This is a genomic window from Geobacillus sp. TFV-3 (genome assembly GCF_009901865.1).
GTDB lineage: Bacteria > Bacillota > Bacilli > Bacillales > Anoxybacillaceae > Geobacillus > Geobacillus thermoleovorans_A.
The window spans coordinates 1-20,018 of sequence record NZ_MPSP01000001.1 but is presented as its reverse complement, the minus strand read 5'-3'; the positions used below and the strand labels follow the sequence as shown (position 1 = coordinate 20,018).

At 51.8% G+C, this 20,018-nt stretch carries 10 protein-coding genes, 2 tRNA genes and 3 rRNA genes; 1 reads left to right on the top strand and 14 read right to left on the bottom strand.

Features of this window, described 5'->3' with window-relative positions:
• Nucleotides 1-39: 39 nt before the first annotated feature.
• The gene (locus BJQ97_RS00075) at nucleotides 40-1,398 is read right to left on the bottom strand and encodes a serine hydrolase (RefSeq protein WP_160155082.1); all 1,359 of its coding nucleotides are present in this window, start codon (nucleotides 1,396-1,398) and stop codon (nucleotides 40-42) included.
• 104 nt (nucleotides 1,399-1,502) lie between these two features.
• Complete coding sequence (gene guaB, locus BJQ97_RS00070; protein ID WP_160155081.1) at nucleotides 1,503-2,969, bottom strand: IMP dehydrogenase; 1,467 nt, start codon at nucleotides 2,967-2,969, stop codon at nucleotides 1,503-1,505.
• 125 nt (nucleotides 2,970-3,094) lie between these two features.
• On the opposite strand from guaB, the gene BJQ97_RS00065 reads away from it, so the two are divergent.
• Nucleotides 3,095-4,072: a YaaC family protein gene (locus BJQ97_RS00065; protein ID WP_160155080.1), complete on the top strand. Its 978-nt coding sequence runs from the start codon at nucleotides 3,095-3,097 to the stop codon at nucleotides 4,070-4,072.
• Between the two features lie 54 nt (nucleotides 4,073-4,126).
• Here BJQ97_RS00065 and rrf read toward each other — a convergent pair.
• From rrf to dnaA, 12 genes are all read right to left on the bottom strand, one after another.
• Nucleotides 4,127-4,243, bottom strand: a 5S ribosomal RNA gene (gene rrf, locus BJQ97_RS00060).
• Between the two features lie 276 nt (nucleotides 4,244-4,519).
• Nucleotides 4,520-7,448, bottom strand: a 23S ribosomal RNA gene (locus BJQ97_RS00055).
• 379 nt (nucleotides 7,449-7,827) lie between these two features.
• A tRNA-Ala gene (locus BJQ97_RS00050) sits at nucleotides 7,828-7,903 on the bottom strand.
• Between the two features lie 6 nt (nucleotides 7,904-7,909).
• A tRNA-Ile gene (locus BJQ97_RS00045) sits at nucleotides 7,910-7,983 on the bottom strand.
• A 220-nt stretch (nucleotides 7,984-8,203) separates the two neighbouring features.
• A 16S ribosomal RNA gene (locus BJQ97_RS00040) occupies nucleotides 8,204-9,760 on the bottom strand.
• Together the 16S, 23S and 5S rRNA genes with 2 tRNA genes alongside form the textbook arrangement of a ribosomal RNA operon.
• A gap of 253 nt (nucleotides 9,761-10,013) precedes the next feature.
• Nucleotides 10,014-11,081 (bottom strand): HD-GYP domain-containing protein, encoded by a 1,068-nt coding sequence (locus BJQ97_RS00035; RefSeq protein ID WP_160155079.1) that lies wholly within the window; start codon nucleotides 11,079-11,081, stop codon nucleotides 10,014-10,016.
• A gap of 144 nt (nucleotides 11,082-11,225) precedes the next feature.
• Complete coding sequence (gene gyrA / locus BJQ97_RS00030; protein ID WP_160155078.1) at nucleotides 11,226-13,682, bottom strand: DNA gyrase subunit A; 2,457 nt, start codon at nucleotides 13,680-13,682, stop codon at nucleotides 11,226-11,228.
• 150 nt (nucleotides 13,683-13,832) lie between these two features.
• The gene (gyrB, locus tag BJQ97_RS00025; RefSeq protein ID WP_160155077.1) at nucleotides 13,833-15,755 is read right to left on the bottom strand and encodes a DNA topoisomerase (ATP-hydrolyzing) subunit B; all 1,923 of its coding nucleotides are present in this window, start codon (nucleotides 15,753-15,755) and stop codon (nucleotides 13,833-13,835) included.
• A gap of 46 nt (nucleotides 15,756-15,801) precedes the next feature.
• Nucleotides 15,802-16,920 (bottom strand): DNA replication/repair protein RecF, encoded by a 1,119-nt coding sequence (recF, locus tag BJQ97_RS00020; RefSeq protein ID WP_160155076.1) that lies wholly within the window; start codon nucleotides 16,918-16,920, stop codon nucleotides 15,802-15,804.
• 11 nt (nucleotides 16,921-16,931) lie between these two features.
• On the bottom strand, nucleotides 16,932-17,162 hold the full coding sequence (gene yaaA / locus BJQ97_RS00015) for a S4 domain-containing protein YaaA (RefSeq protein ID WP_160155075.1): 231 nt from the start codon (nucleotides 17,160-17,162) through the stop codon (nucleotides 16,932-16,934).
• A gap of 187 nt (nucleotides 17,163-17,349) precedes the next feature.
• The gene (dnaN, locus tag BJQ97_RS00010) at nucleotides 17,350-18,486 is read right to left on the bottom strand and encodes a DNA polymerase III subunit beta (RefSeq protein ID WP_160155074.1); all 1,137 of its coding nucleotides are present in this window, start codon (nucleotides 18,484-18,486) and stop codon (nucleotides 17,350-17,352) included.
• Nucleotides 18,487-18,665: 179 nt separating this feature from the next.
• Entirely contained in the window at nucleotides 18,666-20,018 is a 1,353-nt protein-coding gene (dnaA, locus tag BJQ97_RS00005; protein ID WP_160155073.1) for a chromosomal replication initiator protein DnaA, read from the bottom strand.

Below are 20,018 nucleotides of genomic sequence, written 5' to 3'. Positions count from 1 at the left end.
TCACAATGGAAAAAAGCTCCCCATCAAGGGGAGTTGATTTTACAGCCAGCCTTTCACTGTTTTGGCGACGCTTGTCCATAAGTCAACAAACAGTCCGCCGACCGCGCGCATCGAAAGAACAAACCAATTGGCTTTTTCGACTTCAGCTGTTGTGACAAGCGGCACACGGATGTTTTTTTGCATGTCTGGGCTTAAGAAGGCAAGGGAGTCGTCCCCTTTATATTCAAGCGTCATATATCCAACCGTTTCCCCTTTTTTCAAAGGGGCGACTAGCTTTCCTTCTTTTGTCATTTTTTTCTGATCCAACACATATACAGGTTTGTATTGTTTTTCCTCGCCGTTTTTCACAAGCAGATCCAGATTCTTTCCTGTCGCGACACGAACCTCTTTTTCTTTCCCTTTCACGACCGGAAGTGTTTCTTCTCCTTTCAGCTGGTACCCTTTTGGATAAAGCGTCTCGAGGGAGTATTGGTTGAATCCGTAGTTAAATAGTTTTTCTGTCTCTTTAAAGCGCGCCTCTTTTGTTGTTTTCCCACTCGCATCTTTCGCGTTCATGACAACCGAAATCAAGCGGACGCCGTTTCGTTTCGCCGTCCCGGTGAAACAGTTGCCGGCAAATTCCGTATAGCCGGTTTTCAACCCGTCTACACCTTCGTATCCGTACACAAGCCCAGGTAGCATCCAATTCCAGTTGTCCATTTTGATTTCATCTTTTGTTCCTTCCCGGAATACTTTATGAGGAATGCTCGCTGTGTTCAGCACTTCGGGATGATCTTTCAGCAACCGGTAGGCAAGCATCGCCATCGCACGTGCGGACATGACGTTCTCCTCATTTGTGCTTGTCCCTTCTGGATGGAATCCTTTTAAATCCTTATTGCTCAACCCTGTGGCATTGACAAACTTATAATCTTTCAGCCCAAGCTCTTTCGCTTTGTCGTTCATCATTTTCACAAAATTTTTCTCTGATCCAGCGATGATCTCAGCAATCGCGACCGTTGCCCCGTTCGCCGAATAAATGGCCATTGCCTCGTACAGCTCACGCACCGTATACTTGCCATCTTTTCGCAACGGGACATTGGACAGCGCCCGGTCTTGCGACAGCCGGTACACGTAATCGCTTGGCGTGTACATTTGATCCCATTTGACGCGCTTCGCCTTAATGGCGTCAAGAAGCAAATACTCGGTCATCATTTTCGTCATGCTGGCAATCCCAAGCACCGTATCGATATTTTTTTCATACAAAATTCTTCCCGTTTGTGCATCCACTAAAATCGCAGCGTCCGCCCGGATGTCAAGCGGAGCGCTTTCCGCCTTCACCGTCTGCTGAAACGGACTAAACGTTAAACAAAGGCAAATCGACAGCAACCAAAACAACCAGTTTTGTTTTCTCCTCCTCACAATGACACCCTCCTCACACAACCGTTATTGTAACATACCGTCGGCCAAAAAAATAGACGGAGAACATGTCTCCGTCAAAGTTGAACCGATCGGCGCAACTCCGATCAAAAAGCAGAGTAGTTCGGCGCTTCTTTCGTAATTTGCACGTCATGCGGATGGCTTTCACGAAGCCCCGCGCTCGTCATGCGGATAAACTGCGTTTTTTCGCGCAGCTCTTCCAAATTGCGTGTTCCACAATACCCCATGCCGGCGCGCAACCCACCGACAAGCTGATAAATCGTGTCGGCAAGCGGCCCTTTGTATGGAACGCGTCCCTCGATGCCTTCCGGGACAAACTTTTTCGCATCTTCTTGAAAATAGCGGTCTTTGCTGCCGCGCTCCATGGCTGCAACCGATCCCATGCCCCGGTACACCTTAAAGCGGCGGCCTTGGTAAATTTCCGTCTCACCCGGGCTTTCGGAAACACCAGCAAGCAAGCTGCCGAGCATAACCGCATGCGCCCCAGCCGCAATCGCCTTCACAATGTCGCCGGAATATTTGATCCCGCCGTCAGCGATGATCGGGACGCCATGTTTGCGCGCCTCAGTCGCACAGTCGTAGATCGCCGTAATTTGCGGCACACCAACCCCAGCGACAACCCGGGTCGTGCAGATGGACCCCGGACCGATTCCGACTTTAATAATGTTCGCCCCAGCCGCAATCAAGTCGCGCGTCCCTTCAGCTGTTGCGACATTGCCAGCGATGATGTTCAAGTCCGGGTATTGGCTTCGGATGTTGGCCACCGTCTCTAGGACGCCTTTCGAATGGCCGTGCGCCGTGTCAACGACAATGACATCAACCCCTGCCTCAACAAGCTTTTTGACGCGAATCATCGTGTCCGCCGTCACCCCGACGGCCGCCCCGACAATCAGCCTCCCTTTCGCATCTTTCGCCGAATTCGGGAACTCAATGACCTTTTCAATATCCTTGATCGTAATCAAGCCTTTCAGCACGCCGTTTTCATCGACAAGAGGCAATTTTTCGACTTTATGTTTTTGCAAAATTTTCTCCGCTTCTTCCAACGTAGTTCCTACCGGAGCGGTGATCAAGTTTTCTTTTGTCATTACCTCGGAAATTTTAATCGAATAGTCTTGAATGAAACGCAAGTCGCGGTTCGTAATAATGCCGACTAACTTTTGCTCCTCAGGGTTGTTGACAATCGGAACGCCCGAAATGCGGTATTTGCTCATTAAATGTTCCGCATCATACACTTGATGATCCGGCGTTAGGAAAAACGGGTCCGTAATGACGCCTCGTTCCGACCGTTTCACCTTGTCGACCTGCTCGGCCTGCTGTTCGATCGACATATTTTTGTGAATGATGCCAAGGCCTCCCTGACGCGCCATCGCAATCGCCATCTCCGCTTCGGTGACCGTATCCATTCCGGCGCTGAGAATCGGGATGTTCAACTGCAACGTATCGCTCAACTTCGTGGTTACGTCAACATCGCGAGGCAATACGTCCGACTTCGCTGGGATGAGAAGAACATCATCAAACGTCAATCCTTCCTTGGCGAATTTCGCTTCCCACATGTTTTCTCCCCCTTGTCCGGAAATATTATTAGTAGCTTAACAACTGGTTAAACTACTGTCAAGGAATCAAGAAAATGTCCAACTTTTCAGTTATTTAAAGACAATTCTATGTAAGGGGGGTAAAAATGTTCGGAAATCACGGTCAACTGTTTCGCCTTTCTGTTTTCCGCTCGGCCGATACTGCGCAGCAATTTTTACGGCAATGCTATCAACAGCTGCAGAGGGATGATGCCGTCCAACGCAGCTATGCAAACTGTTACCCATTTTTATATTATCTGGAACACGGGCAAAACTTTTACGCCGCTGCCCAGCAGGCGCCTCTGTCCATCAAGCCGGTTCTCTTGTTTTACGGCATGGTGCAGCTCTTAAAAGCATGCCTGCTCACTGTCGACCCCGACTACCCGGAATCGACATCAGTCTTGGCCCATGGCGTATCAGCAAGAAAACGAAAAAAACAGAGCTACGAATTTTTAGATGACGAAGTGAAAGTACAAAAAAACGGTTTATTCGCACATTTTTCTGAAAAAATGTTTCATGTGAAACAAGAAGCTGGGGAAAAATTTCGCATGGGCGCACTGTTGCAACGAATTGGCGAGTTGCATGAAACGTTTTTTCTTCTAAACGGGCGAAAAAAACCGTTATCCTTGCCTGTTGTACATACCGCTTCGCCGCCGACGCTCGCCATCCCAAAAGTAATTTTGGACCACTACCATATGTCGTTGTCCCGCTTTGTCCAATATCTCTGTGAAGAAGGACAAGGAAAGCGGCTTTCGTTCGCCAAAGAAGAAGGAGAATTTCTGTATTTTCATATAGAATCGCCGCTGTCGCCGGCCGGAGAAGGTCCGTTTTTATTCCATCTCGACGGTACACTCCGAATTCCAGTCAAGAAAGAGAAAACATTCTTGCTTCCAGAAATACACGCCCATTACTTGTTGCTGTATAACTTGAGCATGATTTCGCGCTATGAGACGGAATGGTGGAGCGAGCTTCTCCATTCTTACCCAAGCAAGGCATACACTTTTATTCTTGAGTTTCTCTCCGTGTCAGCGGAAAAAGTGCCGTTGCTGCTTCATGAATACTTGATGCGGAAATTTTTGGGGTGATTCAAATAGAAAATCCCCTGCTGTGTACACAGCAGGGGATTTCAGGGGATTTTCGCCTAGCAGCGACCTACTCTTGCAGGGGCGCTGGCCCCAACTACCATCGGCGCTGGAGGGCTTAACTTCCGTGTTCGGGATGGGAACGGGTGTTTCCCCTCCGCCATAGCCACTAGGCAATGATCATCAACTTATGGACAATCCTTATTATATCCATCCTGTTGGATTTGTCAACAGGATGTTCATTCCTTCAAAACTAGATAACCGTCGGAAGAAGCCGCAAGCCTGCGCTTTTCGTTGTCCAGCTCCGGCTCGCCGCCGCTTTTCTTGTTGTCCAGTTCCAGCGCCTAGCTCTCTTCTGCCAAATAACCTTCCCCCTCGGGGTGCAAGCACCCCTGCGGGTGAAGAACATTTGGCATCGAGAGCTGACCGCGGCGCTTCCACTTTTCTCGTTAGGTCAAGCCCTCGATCGATTAGTATCCGTCAGCTCCACGTGTCGCCACGCTTCCACCTCGGACCTATCGACCTCGTCATCTTCGAGGGATCTTACCCGCTTCACGCGGTGGGAAATCTCATCTTGAGGGGGGCTTCACGCTTAGATGCTTTCAGCGCTTATCCCGTCCGCACATAGCTACCCAGCGGTGCCCCTGGCGGGACAACTGGTACACCAGCGGTGCGTCCATCCCGGTCCTCTCGTACTAAGGACAGCTCCTCTCAAATTTCCTCCGCCCGCGACGGATAGGGACCGAACTGTCTCACGACGTTCTGAACCCAGCTCGCGTACCGCTTTAATGGGCGAACAGCCCAACCCTTGGGACCGACTACAGCCCCAGGATGCGATGAGCCGACATCGAGGTGCCAAACCTCCCCGTCGATGTGGACTCTTGGGGAGATCAGCCTGTTATCCCCGGGGTAGCTTTTATCCGTTGAGCGATGGCCCTTCCATGCGGAACCACCGGATCACTAAGCCCGACTTTCGTCCCTGCTCGACCTGTCCGTCTCGCAGTCAAGCTCCCTTGTGCCTTTGCACTCTCCGAATGATTTCCAACCATTCTGAGGGAACCTTTGGGCGCCTCCGTTACCTTTTGGGAGGCGACCGCCCCAGTCAAACTGCCCGCCTGACACTGTCTCCCACCCCGCTAAGGGGTGCGGGTTAGAATTTCAATACCGCCAGGGTGGTATCCCACCGCCGCCTCCACCGAAGCTGGCGCTCCGGCTTCCCAGGCTCCCACCTATCCTGTACAAGCGATACCAAAATTCCATATCAGGCTGCAGTAAAGCTCCACGGGGTCTTTCCGTCCTGTCGCGGGTAACCTGCATCTTCACAGGTAGTATAATTTCACCGGGTCTCTCGTTGAGACAGCGCCCAAGTCGTTACACCTTTCGTGCGGGTCGGAACTTACCCGACAAGGAATTTCGCTACCTTAGGACCGTTATAGTTACGGCCGCCGTTTACTGGGGCTTCGGTTCGCACCTTCGCTTCCGCTAAGCGCTCCCCTTAACCTTCCAGCACCGGGCAGGTGTCAGCCCCTATACGTCGCCTTTCGGCTTCGCAGAGACCTGTGTTTTTGATAAACAGTCGCTTGGGCCTTTTCACTGCGGCTCTTCCAGGCTCTTCACCCGAAAGAGCACCCCTTCTCCCGAAGTTACGGGGTCATTTTGCCGAGTTCCTTAACGAGAGTTCTCCCGCGCGCCTTAGGATTCTCTCCTCGCCTACCTGTGTCGGTTTGCGGTACGGGCACCTCTTCCCTCGCTAGAGGCTTTTCTTGGCAGTGTGGAATCAGGGACTTCCGGAATGCTCCGTCGCCGTCACCGCTTGGCCTTAGCGACCCGCGGATTTGCCTGCGGATCAGCCTCACGGCTTGGACAGGCTCTTCCAGCCGCCTGCTCGCCCTATCCTCCTGCGTCCCCCCATCGCTCAAACGGGAAGAAGGTGGTACAGGAATCTCCACCTGTTGTCCATCACCTACGCCTTTCGGCCTCGGCTTAGGTCCCGACTAACCCTGAGCGGACGAACCTTCCTCAGGAACCCTTAGGCTTTCGGCGCAGAGGATTCTCACCTCTGTTTTCGCTACTCATACCGGCATTCTCACTTCTAAGCGCTCCACCAGTCCTTCCGGTCTGGCTTCTCTGCCCTTAGAACGCTCCCCTACCGATGACCAACGGTCATCCCGCAGCTTCGGCGGCACGTTTAGCCCCGGTACATTTTCGGCGCAGAGCCACTCGACCAGTGAGCTATTACGCACTCTTTAAATGGTGGCTGCTTCTAAGCCAACATCCTGGTTGTCTTTGCAACTCCACATCCTTTTCCACTGAACGTGCACTTCGGGGCCTTAGCTGGCGGTCTGGGCTGTTCCCCTCTCGACCACGGATCTTATCACTCGCAGTCTGACTCCCGGGCATAAGTCGTTGGCATTCGGAGTTTGACTGGGTTCGGTAACCCGGTTTGGGCCCCTAGCCCAATCAGTGCTCTACCTCCAACACTCTTAAACCCGAGGCTAGCCCTAAAGCTATTTCGGGGAGAACCAGCTATCTCCAAGTTCGATTGGCATTTCACCCCTACCCACACCTCATCCCCGCACTTTTCAACGTGCGTGGGTTCGGGCCTCCAGCCGGTGTTACCCGGCCTTCACCCTGGACATGGGTAGATCACCTGGTTTCGGGTCGACGACGACGTACTAAACGCCCTCTTCAGACTCGCTTTCGCTGCGGCTCCGCCTCTTCGGCTTAACCTCGCACGCCATCGTCACTCGCCGGTTCATTCTACAAAAGGCACGCCATCACCCATCAACGGGCTCTGACTACTTGTAGGCACACGGTTTCAGGTTCTCTTTCACTCCCCTCCCGGGGTGCTTTTCACCTTTCCCTCACGGTACTGGTGCACTATCGGTCACTAGGGAGTATTTAGCCTTGGGAGATGGTCCTCCCTGCTTCCGACGGGATTCCTCGTGTCCCGCCGTACTCAGGATCCGCTCGGGAGGGAACGAAGTTTCGACTACAGGGCTCTCACCTTCTCCGGCCGGCCGTTCCAGACCGGTTCGTCTACCCCGTCCCTTTCTCACTCCCATCGTGAGCGGTCCTACAACCCCAAGAGAACAAGCCTCTTGGTTTGGGCTGTTCCCGTTTCGCTCGCCGCTACTCAGGGAATCGCGTTTGCTTTCTTCTCCTCCGGGTACTAAGATGTTTCAGTTCCCCGGGTGTGCCCTCCATGCCCTATGGATTCAGGCATGGATACTGCCCCATTACGGACAGTGGGTTCCCCCATTCGGACATCTCCGGATCCACGCTTGCTTACAGCTCCCCGGAGCGTTTCGGCGTTTGCCCCGTCCTTCATCGGCTCCTAGTGCCAAGGCATCCACCGTGCGCCCTTTCTAGCTTAACCTAAAGCGTCTCGGCTTCTTCCTTGTGTCAATCGGTTATCTAGTTTTCAAGGAACGAAGTAGCTTCTTTGAATTCACTTCTTCGCTGGTTTGCGTCGAGGAATCCAGCTTCTCTGAACCGGCTGGTAGACGCAGACGCAAACGAAGCTGTTGCTTGAATTTGCTTCTCTGCAGTCTTGCGTCGAGGAATTCGGCTTCTCTGAATCCGCTTGTAGACGCAAAGCAACTTCTTTTGATTAGGCTTCCTTGCGGCTTTGTGCCGAGGAATCCCACTTCTCTGAACCTGCTCGCAGACGCAGGCACAGACGCAAAGCAGCTTCTTTGAATTCGCTTCTCCGCTGGTTTGCGTCGAAAAACGAAATCATTTCTCTTACCTTGATATGGTGGAGCCTATCGGGATCGAACCGATGACCTCCTGCTTGCAAAGCAGGCGCTCTCCCAGCTGAGCTAAGGCCCCATCCAATGGGCCTAAGTGGACTTGAACCACCGACCTCACGCTTATCAGGCGTGCGCTCTGACCAGCTGAGCTATAGGCCCATATACACATTGCAAGGAACGACAAGTTCCCTCAAAATGAAACAAGGCCGCTGCATGGAATCAACTTCTTTGCAGCCTTGCGCCGAGGAACCCAACTTCTCTGAATCTGCTCGCAGACGCAGGCGCAAAACAGTCAGAAAAGACAAGTTCCCTCAAAACTAAACAAAACGACAAGCGTCACTATCATCCAACCATTCGATTTTGTCCATAACATCCTTAGAAAGGAGGTGATCCAGCCGCACCTTCCGGTACGGCTACCTTGTTACGACTTCACCCCAATCACTTGCCCCACCTTCGGCGGCTGGCTCCCGAAACGGGTTACCTCACCGACTTCGGGTGTTGCAAGCTCTCGTGGTGTGACGGGCGGTGTGTACAAGGCCCGGGAACGTATTCACCGCGGCATGCTGATCCGCGATTACTAGCGATTCCGGCTTCATGCAGGCGAGTTGCAGCCTGCAATCCGAACTGAGAGCGGCTTTTTGGGATTCGCTCCCCCTCGCGGGTTCGCAGCCCTTTGTACCGCCCATTGTAGCACGTGTGTAGCCCAGGTCATAAGGGGCATGATGATTTGACGTCATCCCCACCTTCCTCCGACTTGTCGCCGGCAGTCCCTCTAGAGTGCCCAACCGAATGCTGGCAACTAGAGGCGAGGGTTGCGCTCGTTGCGGGACTTAACCCAACATCTCACGACACGAGCTGACGACAACCATGCACCACCTGTCACCCTGTCCCCCGAAGGGGGAACGCCCAATCTCTTGGGTTGTCAGGGGATGTCAAGACCTGGTAAGGTTCTTCGCGTTGCTTCGAATTAAACCACATGCTCCACCGCTTGTGCGGGCCCCCGTCAATTCCTTTGAGTTTCAGCCTTGCGGCCGTACTCCCCAGGCGGAGTGCTTATCGCGTTAGCTGCAGCACTAAAGGGTGTGACCCCTCTAACACTTAGCACTCATCGTTTACGGCGTGGACTACCAGGGTATCTAATCCTGTTTGCTCCCCACGCTTTCGCGCCTCAGCGTCAGTTGCAGGCCAGAGAGCCGCCTTCGCCACTGGTGTTCCTCCACATCTCTACGCATTTCACCGCTACACGTGGAATTCCGCTCCCCTCTCCTGCACTCAAGTCCCCCAGTTTCCAATGACCCTCCACGGTTGAGCCGTGGGCTTTCACATCAGACTTAAGGGACCGCCTGCGCGCGCTTTACGCCCAATAATTCCGGACAACGCTCGCCCCCTACGTATTACCGCGGCTGCTGGCACGTAGTTAGCCGGGGCTTCCTCGTGAGGTACCGTCACCGCGCCGCCCTCTTCGAACGGCGCTCCTTCGTCCCTCACAACAGAGCTTTACGACCCGAAGGCCTTCTTCGCTCACGCGGCGTCGCTCCGTCAGGCTTTCGCCCATTGCGGAAGATTCCCTACTGCTGCCTCCCGTAGGAGTCTGGGCCGTGTCTCAGTCCCAGTGTGGCCGGTCACCCTCTCAGGCCGGCTACGCATCGTCGCCTTGGTGAGCCGTTACCTCACCAACTAGCTAATGCGCCGCGGGCCCATCCGCAAGTGACAGCTTTCGCCGCCTTTCAACCGAAGACCATGCGGTCTTCGGTGTTATCCGGTATTAGCTCCGGTTTCCCGAAGTTATCCCGGTCTTGCGGGCAGGTTGCCCACGTGTTACTCACCCGTCCGCCGCTGACCAAACTAGAGCAAGCTCCAGTCCGGTCCGCTCGACTTGCATGTATTAGGCACGCCGCCAGCGTTCGTCCTGAGCCAGGATCAAACTCTCCAAAGAAAGTTGATTGGCTTCTGCTTTGGCCTCGACACCGAAGGTGCTACGAGCGGCCTCAGCTTTTCTTATGACGCTTGCGTTTTGTTTAGTTTTCAAGGAGCTTTTTCGCTGTCCCTTAATGATGACAGCTACTACATAATAACCCATGGACAGCGAAAAGTCAACAACTTTTTTTGTTTCTTTACCGTCACAAGCAATGTTGATTGTATCATGTCGATGTTGTTTAGGCAATAGTATTTTTTGGAATTGACACCGATCAACCTTGCACCATTTCCTCGATATATATGTCCCGCTGGACGCTTAGTGACAGCAACTGTCCGGTTTCGATGATCTTGACGATCGGCCGGGCTGGCTCGTCCGAAGGAATAAACATCACTTCAGCCATTTCGCCGTTGGAGAGTTTGACGACGGCTCCTGTTTGTAGGCCGATGAGATTGTTCACCAGCGCGGCGACAGCTTCTGTACTCAGTTTGCCGAACTGCTCCCTTTGCATCGCTTCAATGGCCCGAAACGGCGACTGTTTGCGACGGTATAACCGTTCTGAAGTCATGGCATGGTAGACATCAGCGACAGCGACGATCTGGCTGTAAGGATGAATTCTTTCTGCTTTTATTCCGAGCGGGTAGCCGCTGCCGTCATTTCGTTCATGATGCTGCAACACGGCAAGTTTTACCCCATGGTTTAGCGCAGGGATTTTTTGCACCATGCGGTAGCTGAAGACAGGGTGTTGCTTTACTTCATTGAACTCGGTTTCAGTGAGCGCTGACGGATTTGTCAAAATTCTCTTGCTTACTTTCGCCATGCCACAGTCTGCTAGCACACCGGCAAGGGCGATTTGGTGACATTCCCCTTCGCTGTATCCAAGCTGCATGGCCAGAAAGCCTGCGAGCAGTCCAACGCTGACGGCATGATGGTGCAAATATTCGTCCTTTGTTGCGTAATGATGCAACATAAGCAACTCCCGTTTTTGGACCGTCATTCGTTCAAAAAGCGGAATGATGATCCCTCTGATTTCCCCGATATCAACCGGCAAACCGGCTTGCCACGATTGAAACCATGTTTTGTATCGTTGGACCGCCTCTAAGTAGAAGGCCATCGGCTGTTGGGCAGCCGCCGTTGATGCGGAATCGACGTTGGGAAATAGTTCTCCGTTAGCAAGCAATGGTTCAACGTCCACTTCCTCAACGAGGAATTTTTCAAGTACGAGTAGCAACGGTTTCGTGATCACGGTGTTTTTCGGTATAATTGGACGTTTCGTTTTGCCGAGCACATCTTCAGCGAGCACGCATCCTTCGCGAAGCTGGGAGCGTTTCACACGAACCATCGATTAGTGCCCCCTTTGTCTTTTTTTCTCTTATTTCTATCGTAACATGATTTTGACCGCGATGACAGGCTTTTGAAACAGAAAAACGACGCCCCGCGCCTATAGGCGAAGCGCCGTTTTCGTTAGGTTGAACGATCTTCTTCTTTATTCCTCGCCCCTTTCTTCCTCAGGCACTTTTGCCACCGTAGAGACGCACTCATGCCCATCTTCGCCAGAGAGGCGAATGAGCTTAACACCTTGGGCGATTCTTCCCGTCCGAGAAATATCGCTGACGGCAATGCGAATGAGCACACCGCCGGTCGTGATGACCATGACGTCTTCATTGCCGACGACGGTTGTCACCGCAACGACAGGACCGTTTCGATCTGTGACATTGCACGTTTTCAATCCTTTGCCCCCGCGGCTTTGCACACGGTATTCCGAGGCCGCAGTGCGCTTGCCGAACCCTTTTTTCGTGACGACAAGCACATCATGATGGTCTTCTAAAATTTCCATGCCAACTACTTCATCCCCGTCATCAAGTGTGATCGCTTTGACTCCAGTCGCGCTGCGGCCCATCGCCCGCACGTCGGTTTCCGGAAAACGGATGAGCATGCCGTTTTTCGTACCAATGATCAAATGCTTTTTGCCATCCGTCAGCCGGACAGCAATCAGTTCATCCCCTTCGCGCAAATGGATGGCGATAAGCCCGTTGTTTCGGATATGGGCGAACGCTGAAAGCGGGGAACGTTTGGCAATTCCTTGCTTTGTCGCAAACACAAGGTAGCGTTCATCGCTAAACTCGCTTTCAATCGGAATCATGGCGTTGATCCACTCATCTTTATCGAGCTCAAGCAAGTTGATGATCGGCAACCCTTTGGCTGTGCGGCCGAATTCCGGGATCTCGTACCCCTTTGCCTGATACACTTTCCCTTTATTCGTGAAAAACAGCACGGTGTTATGAGTCGACGTAATGAGCAAATGTTCGACAAAATCGTCTTCCGCCGTATGCATGCCTTGCACGCCCCGTCCGCCGCGTTTTTGGCTCCGGTACGTCGATAAAGGCAAGCGCTTAATGTAGCCTTTATGAGTAAGTGTGATGACAACATGTTCTTGTGGAATTAAATCCTCGTCATCGAACTGCTCAGCGGCTCCTGAAACGATTTCTGTGCGTCGATCATCGTTGAACCGCTCTTTAATTTCGCTCAGTTCATCGCGAATGATTTGCAATACTTTCTCTTCGTCAGCCAATACGCCTCTCAGTTCTGCGATCAGACGGACAAGGTCTTGGTATTCTTGTTCGATTTTTTCTCTCTCAAGGCCGGTTAATCGTTGCAGGCGCATATCCAAAATCGCCTGCGCTTGCCGTTCACTGAGTGAGAACCGCGCCATCAGCCCTTCGCGCGCCGCCTCCGTTGTCTGTGAGCGGCGGATGAGGTCGATTACTTCATCCAAATGGTCAAGGGCGATGCGCAACCCTTCCAGAATGTGAGCACGCGCCTCGGCTTTTTTCAGCTCAAACGCCGTCCGCCGGCGGATAACGGTTTTTTGATGGTTTAAATAATGCTCCAAGCACTCTTTTAAGTTCAGCACTTTCGGCTCGCCGTTTACCAAAGCAAGCATGTTGATGCCAAAACTCGTTTGCAATGCCGTATGTTTGTACAAATTGTTCAACACAACCTTCGCGTTGGCATCGCGCCGCACTTCGATAACGATGCGCATGCCGCTCCGATCCGACTCATCGCGCAAGTCGGTGATGCCGTCAATTTTTTTGTCGCGCACAAGTTCGGCGATCCGCTCGATCAGTTTCGCCTTGTTTACTTGGTAAGGGAGCTCGGTCACAATAATCGTTTCCTTGCCGTTTGGCTGCTGCTCGATTTCGGCCTTGGCGCGCAATGTAATTGAGCCGCGACCCGTTTCGTACGCCTTGCGAATGCCGCTGCGGCCGATAATTTGTCCAGCGGTTGGAAAGTCAGGTCCTGGGATGTATTCCATCAAATCGGCAACCGTCATCTCCGGTTTTTGGCTTAATGCCAACAAGGCGTCGATCACTTCGCCAAGCTGGTGCGGAGGAATGTTCGTCGCCATTCCGACAGCGATGCCGGATGAACCGTTGACAAGCAAATTAGGAAACCGGGACGGCAGCACGACCGGTTCTTTTTCTGAACCGTCATAGTTGTCTTGATAGTCGATCGTGTCTTTGTTGATATCGCGCAAAAGCTCCATGGCGATTTTCGACATGCGCGCTTCCGTGTAGCGCATCGCTGCTGCCGCGTCACCGTCAATCGATCCGAAGTTGCCATGTCCGTCGACAAGCATGTAACGGTAGTTGAAATCTTGCGCCATGCGCACCATCGTGTCATACACGGCGGCATCCCCATGCGGATGATATTTCCCGATCACTTCGCCGACGATGCGAGCCGACTTTTTATACGGTTTATCGGCAGTCATGCCGAGGTCGTGCATGGCATATAAAATGCGGCGATGCACCGGCTTCAGCCCGTCGCGCACGTCCGGCAGGGCGCGCGAAACGATGACGCTCATCGCATAGTCAAGAAACGAAGAACGCATTTCCTGGCTGATGTTCACTTCGCGGATGCGCGGTTGTTCGTGTTCTGCCATTCGTTCAAACCTCCCTTTGAAACCTCCTCCAGTCCGGACCGCCCGGCCAGGCGGACGCGGACGGACGGCGGGCGCCGCTTCGCTCGCGCGCCGGGTGTCCCCGTCGGCAAGGTGAAGCGAGGAGGGCAGCTGATTCCCTCTCTTTTTAGCCTAAATGTCCAAGTTTTTCACATAACGGGCATTTTCTTCGATGAACTGGCGGCGCGGCTCAACTTTATCGCCCATTAAAATTTCAAACGTTTCATCTGCGTCAATGGCGTCTTGCAAGCTCACTTGCAGCAACGTTCTCGTTTCCGGATTCATCGTCGTTTCCCAAAGTTGCTCCGGATTCATCTCGCCCAATCCTTTATAGCGTTGAATCGTCGGTTTTGGCTGGTCCGGCAGCTCGGCAAGGATTTTCTCAAGCTGGCGGTCGTTGTAAGCGTAACGCACCTGTTTTCCCTGCTCGATTTTATACAGCGGCGGCTGAGCGATATAAATGTAGCCGTGTTCAATCAATTCCCGCATATAACGGTAAAAAAATGTTAAAAGAAGCGTGCGAATGTGGGCCCCGTCAACATCGGCGTCGGTCATGATGATGACCTTATGGTAACGCGCCTTTGAGATGTCAAACTCTTCGCCGATGCCCGTGCCAAGGGCGGTAATAATCGCCCGCACCTCATTGTTCGACAAAATTTTGTCCAAACGCGCTTTTTCCACGTTAAGGATTTTCCCACGCAGCGGCAAAATCGCTTGGAAATGGCGGTCGCGTCCTTGTTTTGCGGAGCCGCCGGCCGAATCCCCCTCGACGACGTACAGCTCGCTGATCGACGGGTCTCTTGACGAGCAGTCAGCTAGTTTGCCCGGCAAATTGGAAATTTCAAGCGCACTTTTGCGCCGTGTCAGTTCGCGCGCTTTTTTCGCCGCCAGCCGCGCCCGCGCTGCCATCATGCCTTTTTCGACGATTTTTCGGGCAATCGTCGGATTTTCAAGCAAAAACGTTTCAAATTGTTCTGAAAAGACAGCGTCGGTCACCGTGCGCGCATCGCTGTTGCCGAGCTTCGTTTTCGTTTGCCCTTCAAACTGCGGCGATGGATGCTTGATCGACACGATGGCCGTCAGCCCTTCGCGCACATCTTCGCCAGTCAAGTTCGCGTCGTTTTCTTTAAAAATTTGCTGCTTGCGGGCGTAATCATTGATAATGCGCGTCAGCGCCATTTTAAAGCCAGATTCATGTGTGCCTCCTTCATGCGTATGAATGTTGTTGACAAACGAATAAATATTGCTCGTATAGCCGTCGTTGTACTGCAAGGCGATTTCTACGAAAATGCCGTCACGCTCGCCAATGATATAAATTGGCTCTTCGTGCAGCACTTCTCGTGTTCGGTTCAAATGGCGGACGTATGAACGAATGCCGCCTTCGTAAACATATTCGTTTTTTCGGCTGTCAACCCGTTCGTCCGTCAGCGTAATTTTTAAGCCGCGATTTAGAAAGGCGAGCTCACGCAAACGAGTGGCCAGCGTTTCATAGTCAAATTCGGTCGTCTCAGTGAAAATTTCCGGGTCTGGCTTAAAACGGGTCGTCGTTCCGGTCCGGTCTGTCTCGCCGATGACTTGCAAGTCGTTGCACGGTTCTCCGCGCTCGTACCGCTGGTAATAGATTTTTCCATCCCGATAGACGTACACTTCGAGCCATTCCGATAAGGCGTTGACGACCGAAGCGCCAACGCCGTGCAAGCCGCCGGACACTTTATAGCCCCCTCCGCCAAATTTCCCACCAGCATGAAGGACGGTCATAATGACTTCGACGGCGGGACGCCCGGTCGCCTCGTGAATGTCAACTGGAATACCACGCCCGTTGTCGGCGACGGTGATGCTGTTGTCTTTGCCGATCGTCACATCGATGTTTGTGCAATAGCCCGCCAACGCCTCGTCGATGCTGTTGTCGACGATTTCCCAAACGAGATGGTGCAGTCCTTTCGGCCCCGTCGAGCCGATGTACATCCCCGGGCGCTTGCGGACCGCTTCAAGGCCTTCAAGCACTTGGATTTGGCTTGCATCGTACGTCTGCTCAACCCGTTGTTCCATTGTCATGCCTGATCACCTACGCTTTCTTTACAAACGTTCAACGGTCTCGCGGTCAAGAAGGAGCGGTTACCGAACCAGAATGGACTCGATAAATGACCGCTTCTTGAATGATATCGTGCTTAATGCCGTCAATGCTTGTTGTTGTGACAAAAGTTTGCACTTTTTTCCGGATGGCATCAAGGAGGTGGGTTTGCCGAAAGTCATCAAGTTCTGACAACACATCATCCAGCAATAAAATGGGGTAATCGCCTAACTCGGAAAAGATGAGCTCAAGTTCTGCCAGCTTGATCGCTAGCGCGGTTGTACGTTGTTGCCCTTGGGAACCGAAAGTTTGCACGTTTTTTCCATTCACGAAAAACGCGATGTCATCGCGATGCGGGCCGACTAGCGTTGTTCCCCGCTGAACTTCCCGTTCCCTCATGGCGGCGAACGTTTCACTGTATACTTCTACTATTCTCGACAATTCCGCCTTTTCTGATACGTCGACCGACGGTTCGTATCGGATGCAAAGTTGTTCGGCGCCGCGGCTGATTTCATAGTGGATTGGCATTGCCCATTGCTCAAGCAACGACAAAAACTGGCGGCGCCGCAGCGTAATTTTGGCCGCCAACAATACAAGCTGCTCAGTTAACACATCAAGAACCGCCTCATCGCTCCGCTCGCGCGCCTGCATCATTTTTAAGTAATGATTGCGTTGTTGCAGCAACTTTTGGTATTGGCTCAAATCATGTATATACACAGGCGACACTTGCCCGATTTCCATATCGACAAATCGGCGCCGCACTTGCGGACTTCCCTTGACTAAATTCAAGTCTTCGGGAGCAAACATGACGACATTCAGATGGCCGACGTATTGGCTGAGCCGCTGCTGTTCAATATGGTTGCATCTTGCTTTTTTTCCTTTTTTCGAAATAAGAAGTTCAAGCGTTAACGACCCGCTTCGTTTTTCCGCTCTTCCTTCTATTTTAGCATACTCTTCATTCCAACGGATAAGGTCTTTATCGTTGGACGTGCGGTGCGACTTCGACATAGCCAAAACATAAATGGCCTCCATCATGTTCGTCTTTCCTTGGGCATTTTCTCCTAAAATGACGTTCACGCCCTCGCCGAAATTCAGCGTTTCATACTCATAATTCCGGTAATTCGTCAACGTTAAGTTGGTCAAAAACACCGAACCTTCACCTACTCCGCTCTTACGACGACGAACGTGCCAAACGGTTCAATGTCGACCCGGTCGCCGTCTCTCAGCTTTCGCCCGCGCCGGTTTTCCTGTTCTCCATTGACAAGCACGTGATGTTCCTGCAAAAACCATTTGGCCGCACCGCCAGTATCGATCAATCGGACAAGTTTCAAGAGCTGCCCCAGCGTAATCGTTTCCGTTGTAATCGTCACCCGTTGTTCCATCCGTGTCATCGCTCGCTTTCCTTCAAACTGCCTATTCTTTTATTTTACCGGAAAATCCGCCCATTCGCAAAGAAAGCCGATGGGAAGGATGGGCATAGATATATTGCCCGCCTTCTCATCGGACTTGAGAAAAAGCAGCGCTGCCGGGCGGCTTTTGCCCTTGAAGCTGAATTGTTTTCGCCAGGAGGGCGGTGGGTCAATATGTTCTCACCGGCAAAATGAGCTGAAGCATCGAATCGGTATGAAGCGGGCGCAGCAGGAACGGCCGCATGGCTCCAGTGAAGCTGATTTGAATGTCTGTTCCATCAAGCGCCCGCAACGCATCCATCATATATTTCGCGCTGAACGAAATGCTCAACTCTTCCCCCTCAAGAGACTCCGTTTGCAGCTGCTCCGTCACTTTCCCGATCTCCGGAGAAATCGAAGAGATTTCGAGCATTCCTCCAGGAAGCGTTGTCAGCTTCACAACGTTGTTCCTTCCTTCTCGAGCAAGCAAGGACGCTCGGTCGATTGCCTGCAAAAACTCTTTTGCGTTGACGGTCATGGTCGTTTTGCTTTCTGTTGGAATCAAGCGGGCCGTCTCCGGATAGTTGCCGTCAAGCAGCCGGGAAAAGAAGAGAAGATGCTCGGCCTTAAATAGCACTTGATTGGCTGTTATGACGATGTCCACCGGGTGGTTGCCGTCATCCAAAATTTTGCTTAGCTCATTAAGACTTTTTCCAGGGATGACGACGTTGTATAATACTTCATTTTCCGACTCAATTTTCACTTTGCGCATGGCTAACCGATGACTGTCAGTCGCTGTGCAGACAAGCTCGCCATGTTCGACTTTCCAGTTGACACCTGTCAAGATTGGGCGTGTTTCCGATGTAGAAACGGCGAACACCGTTTGCCGAATCACGGTTTTCAATAAATCAGCCGGGATTTGAAACACGTTTTCTTCTTCAATTTGCGGCAGGCGCGGATATTCGTCGGCGTTTAGCCCATTGAGGCGGAATTCTGAGTGCCCCGAGCGGATGATCGTCAAAAAGTTGTCTTCCGTTTCGATTTCCACCGTTTGTTGCGGAAGTTTTTTCACGATTTCAGAGAAAAAGCGCGCCTGCAGTACGATGCTCCCCGGTCTTTTCACGTCGACGAGCAACTTGCCTTCTTTTTCGAGCGGAATAAACGATTCGATTGAAATGTCGGAATCGCTTCCGGTCAGCGTTACTCCCGAGGCGGTTGCTGTTAGTTTGATTCCGGTCAAAATCGGGATCGTTGTTCTTGTTGATACAGCTTTCATTACATCTTGAACGCTTTTCGCCAGCGCTTCGCGGTCAATGGAAATATTCACGTTCTTGTTCCTCCCCGTTTCTTTGATCCTTTAGGTTAGGAAATAAATTATAAAAATATAAAAACAGAAAACCGTAGTACTAGTCATATGGCTTGTTAGTATGTGGATAAACAGAAAAAGAGAAGCAAGCACAGCCTGTCCACATGTGGATAAGCTGTGCGTAAAGCCGAGGCAGTTGTTCACAGTTGCTTCAGCTTTTCTTGAATCTCTTGTATATGCCTTTGCAACTGCGTGTCCGTTTGCAAAAGCTTTGATATTTTTTCATGGGCGTGGATGACGGTTGTATGATCGCGCCCCCCAAATTCATCGCCGATTTTCGGCAACGAACAGTCGGTCAGTTCGCGGGAGAGATACATGGCAATTTGCCGAGGGAACGCGACCGATTTTGTTCGCTTTTTCGCTTTAAAATCTTCCATCTTGATGTTGAAATGCTGTCCAACAACGCGCTGAATGTCTTGAATCGTGATTACCTTCGGCTTTGCGCTCGGGATGATGTCTTTCAATGCTTCTGCTGCCAAGTCAGCGGTGATCTCTTTGTTGATGAGCGACGAATAAGCGACAACGCGAATGAGAGCGCCCTCAAGCTCGCGGATGTTCGAGTCAATTTGATTGGCGATATAAAGCATTACCTCGTTTGGAATGTCAAACCCCTCCGCCTTCGCCTTTTTGCGGAGGATAGCGATCCGCGTCTCCAGATCAGGCGGCGTGATGTCGGTGATGAGTCCCCACTCAAAGCGCGAACGCAAGCGGTCTTCGAGCGTTGGGATTTCTTTCGGCGGTCGATCGCTTGAGATGACGATTTGCTTGCTCTCCTCGTGCAGCGTATTAAACGTATGGAAAAATTCTTCTTGCGTTTGTTCTTTTCCGGCCAAAAACTGAATATCATCGATCAGTAGGACGTCAACGTTCCGGTACTTGTTGCGAAAGTCGTCAGGGCGGTTGTCTCGGATGGCGTTAATAAACTCATTCGTAAATTTCTCTGAAGATAAATAGACCACTTTCGCCGATGGGTTATGTTCAATCACGTAATGGCCGATCGCGTGCATTAAGTGTGTTTTTCCAAGTCCGACGCCGCCGTAGATAAACAAGGGGTTGTATGCTTTGGCCGGAGCCTCAGCGACCGCCAATGAAGCAGCATGGGCGAACCGGTTGCCGGAGCCGATGACAAACGTATCGAACGTGTATTTCGGATTTAACATGCTTTGTGGGAAATCGTTTGTCTCTTCATACGGTTTCCGTTGTTTTTTCTTGGATGACTGGAACTCTAGTTCTTCATCATCTTGATTTGGCGGAATGATAAACTTGACGGCTAATTCTTCGCCCGTGATGGCGTAGATCGTTTCCGCAATCAAATGAGAGTAGCGAGAATCAAGCCAATCTCTAGCAAACTCGTTCGGGGCTACGATGACGATCGTGTCACCTCGTAAAGAGTGGGCTTTTGTTGACTTGAGCCAAGTTTCAAAGCTCGGCTTACTGATTTTTCGTTCAATCTCCGCGAGCACGCGATCCCATAAGTCATGGATATTTTCCAC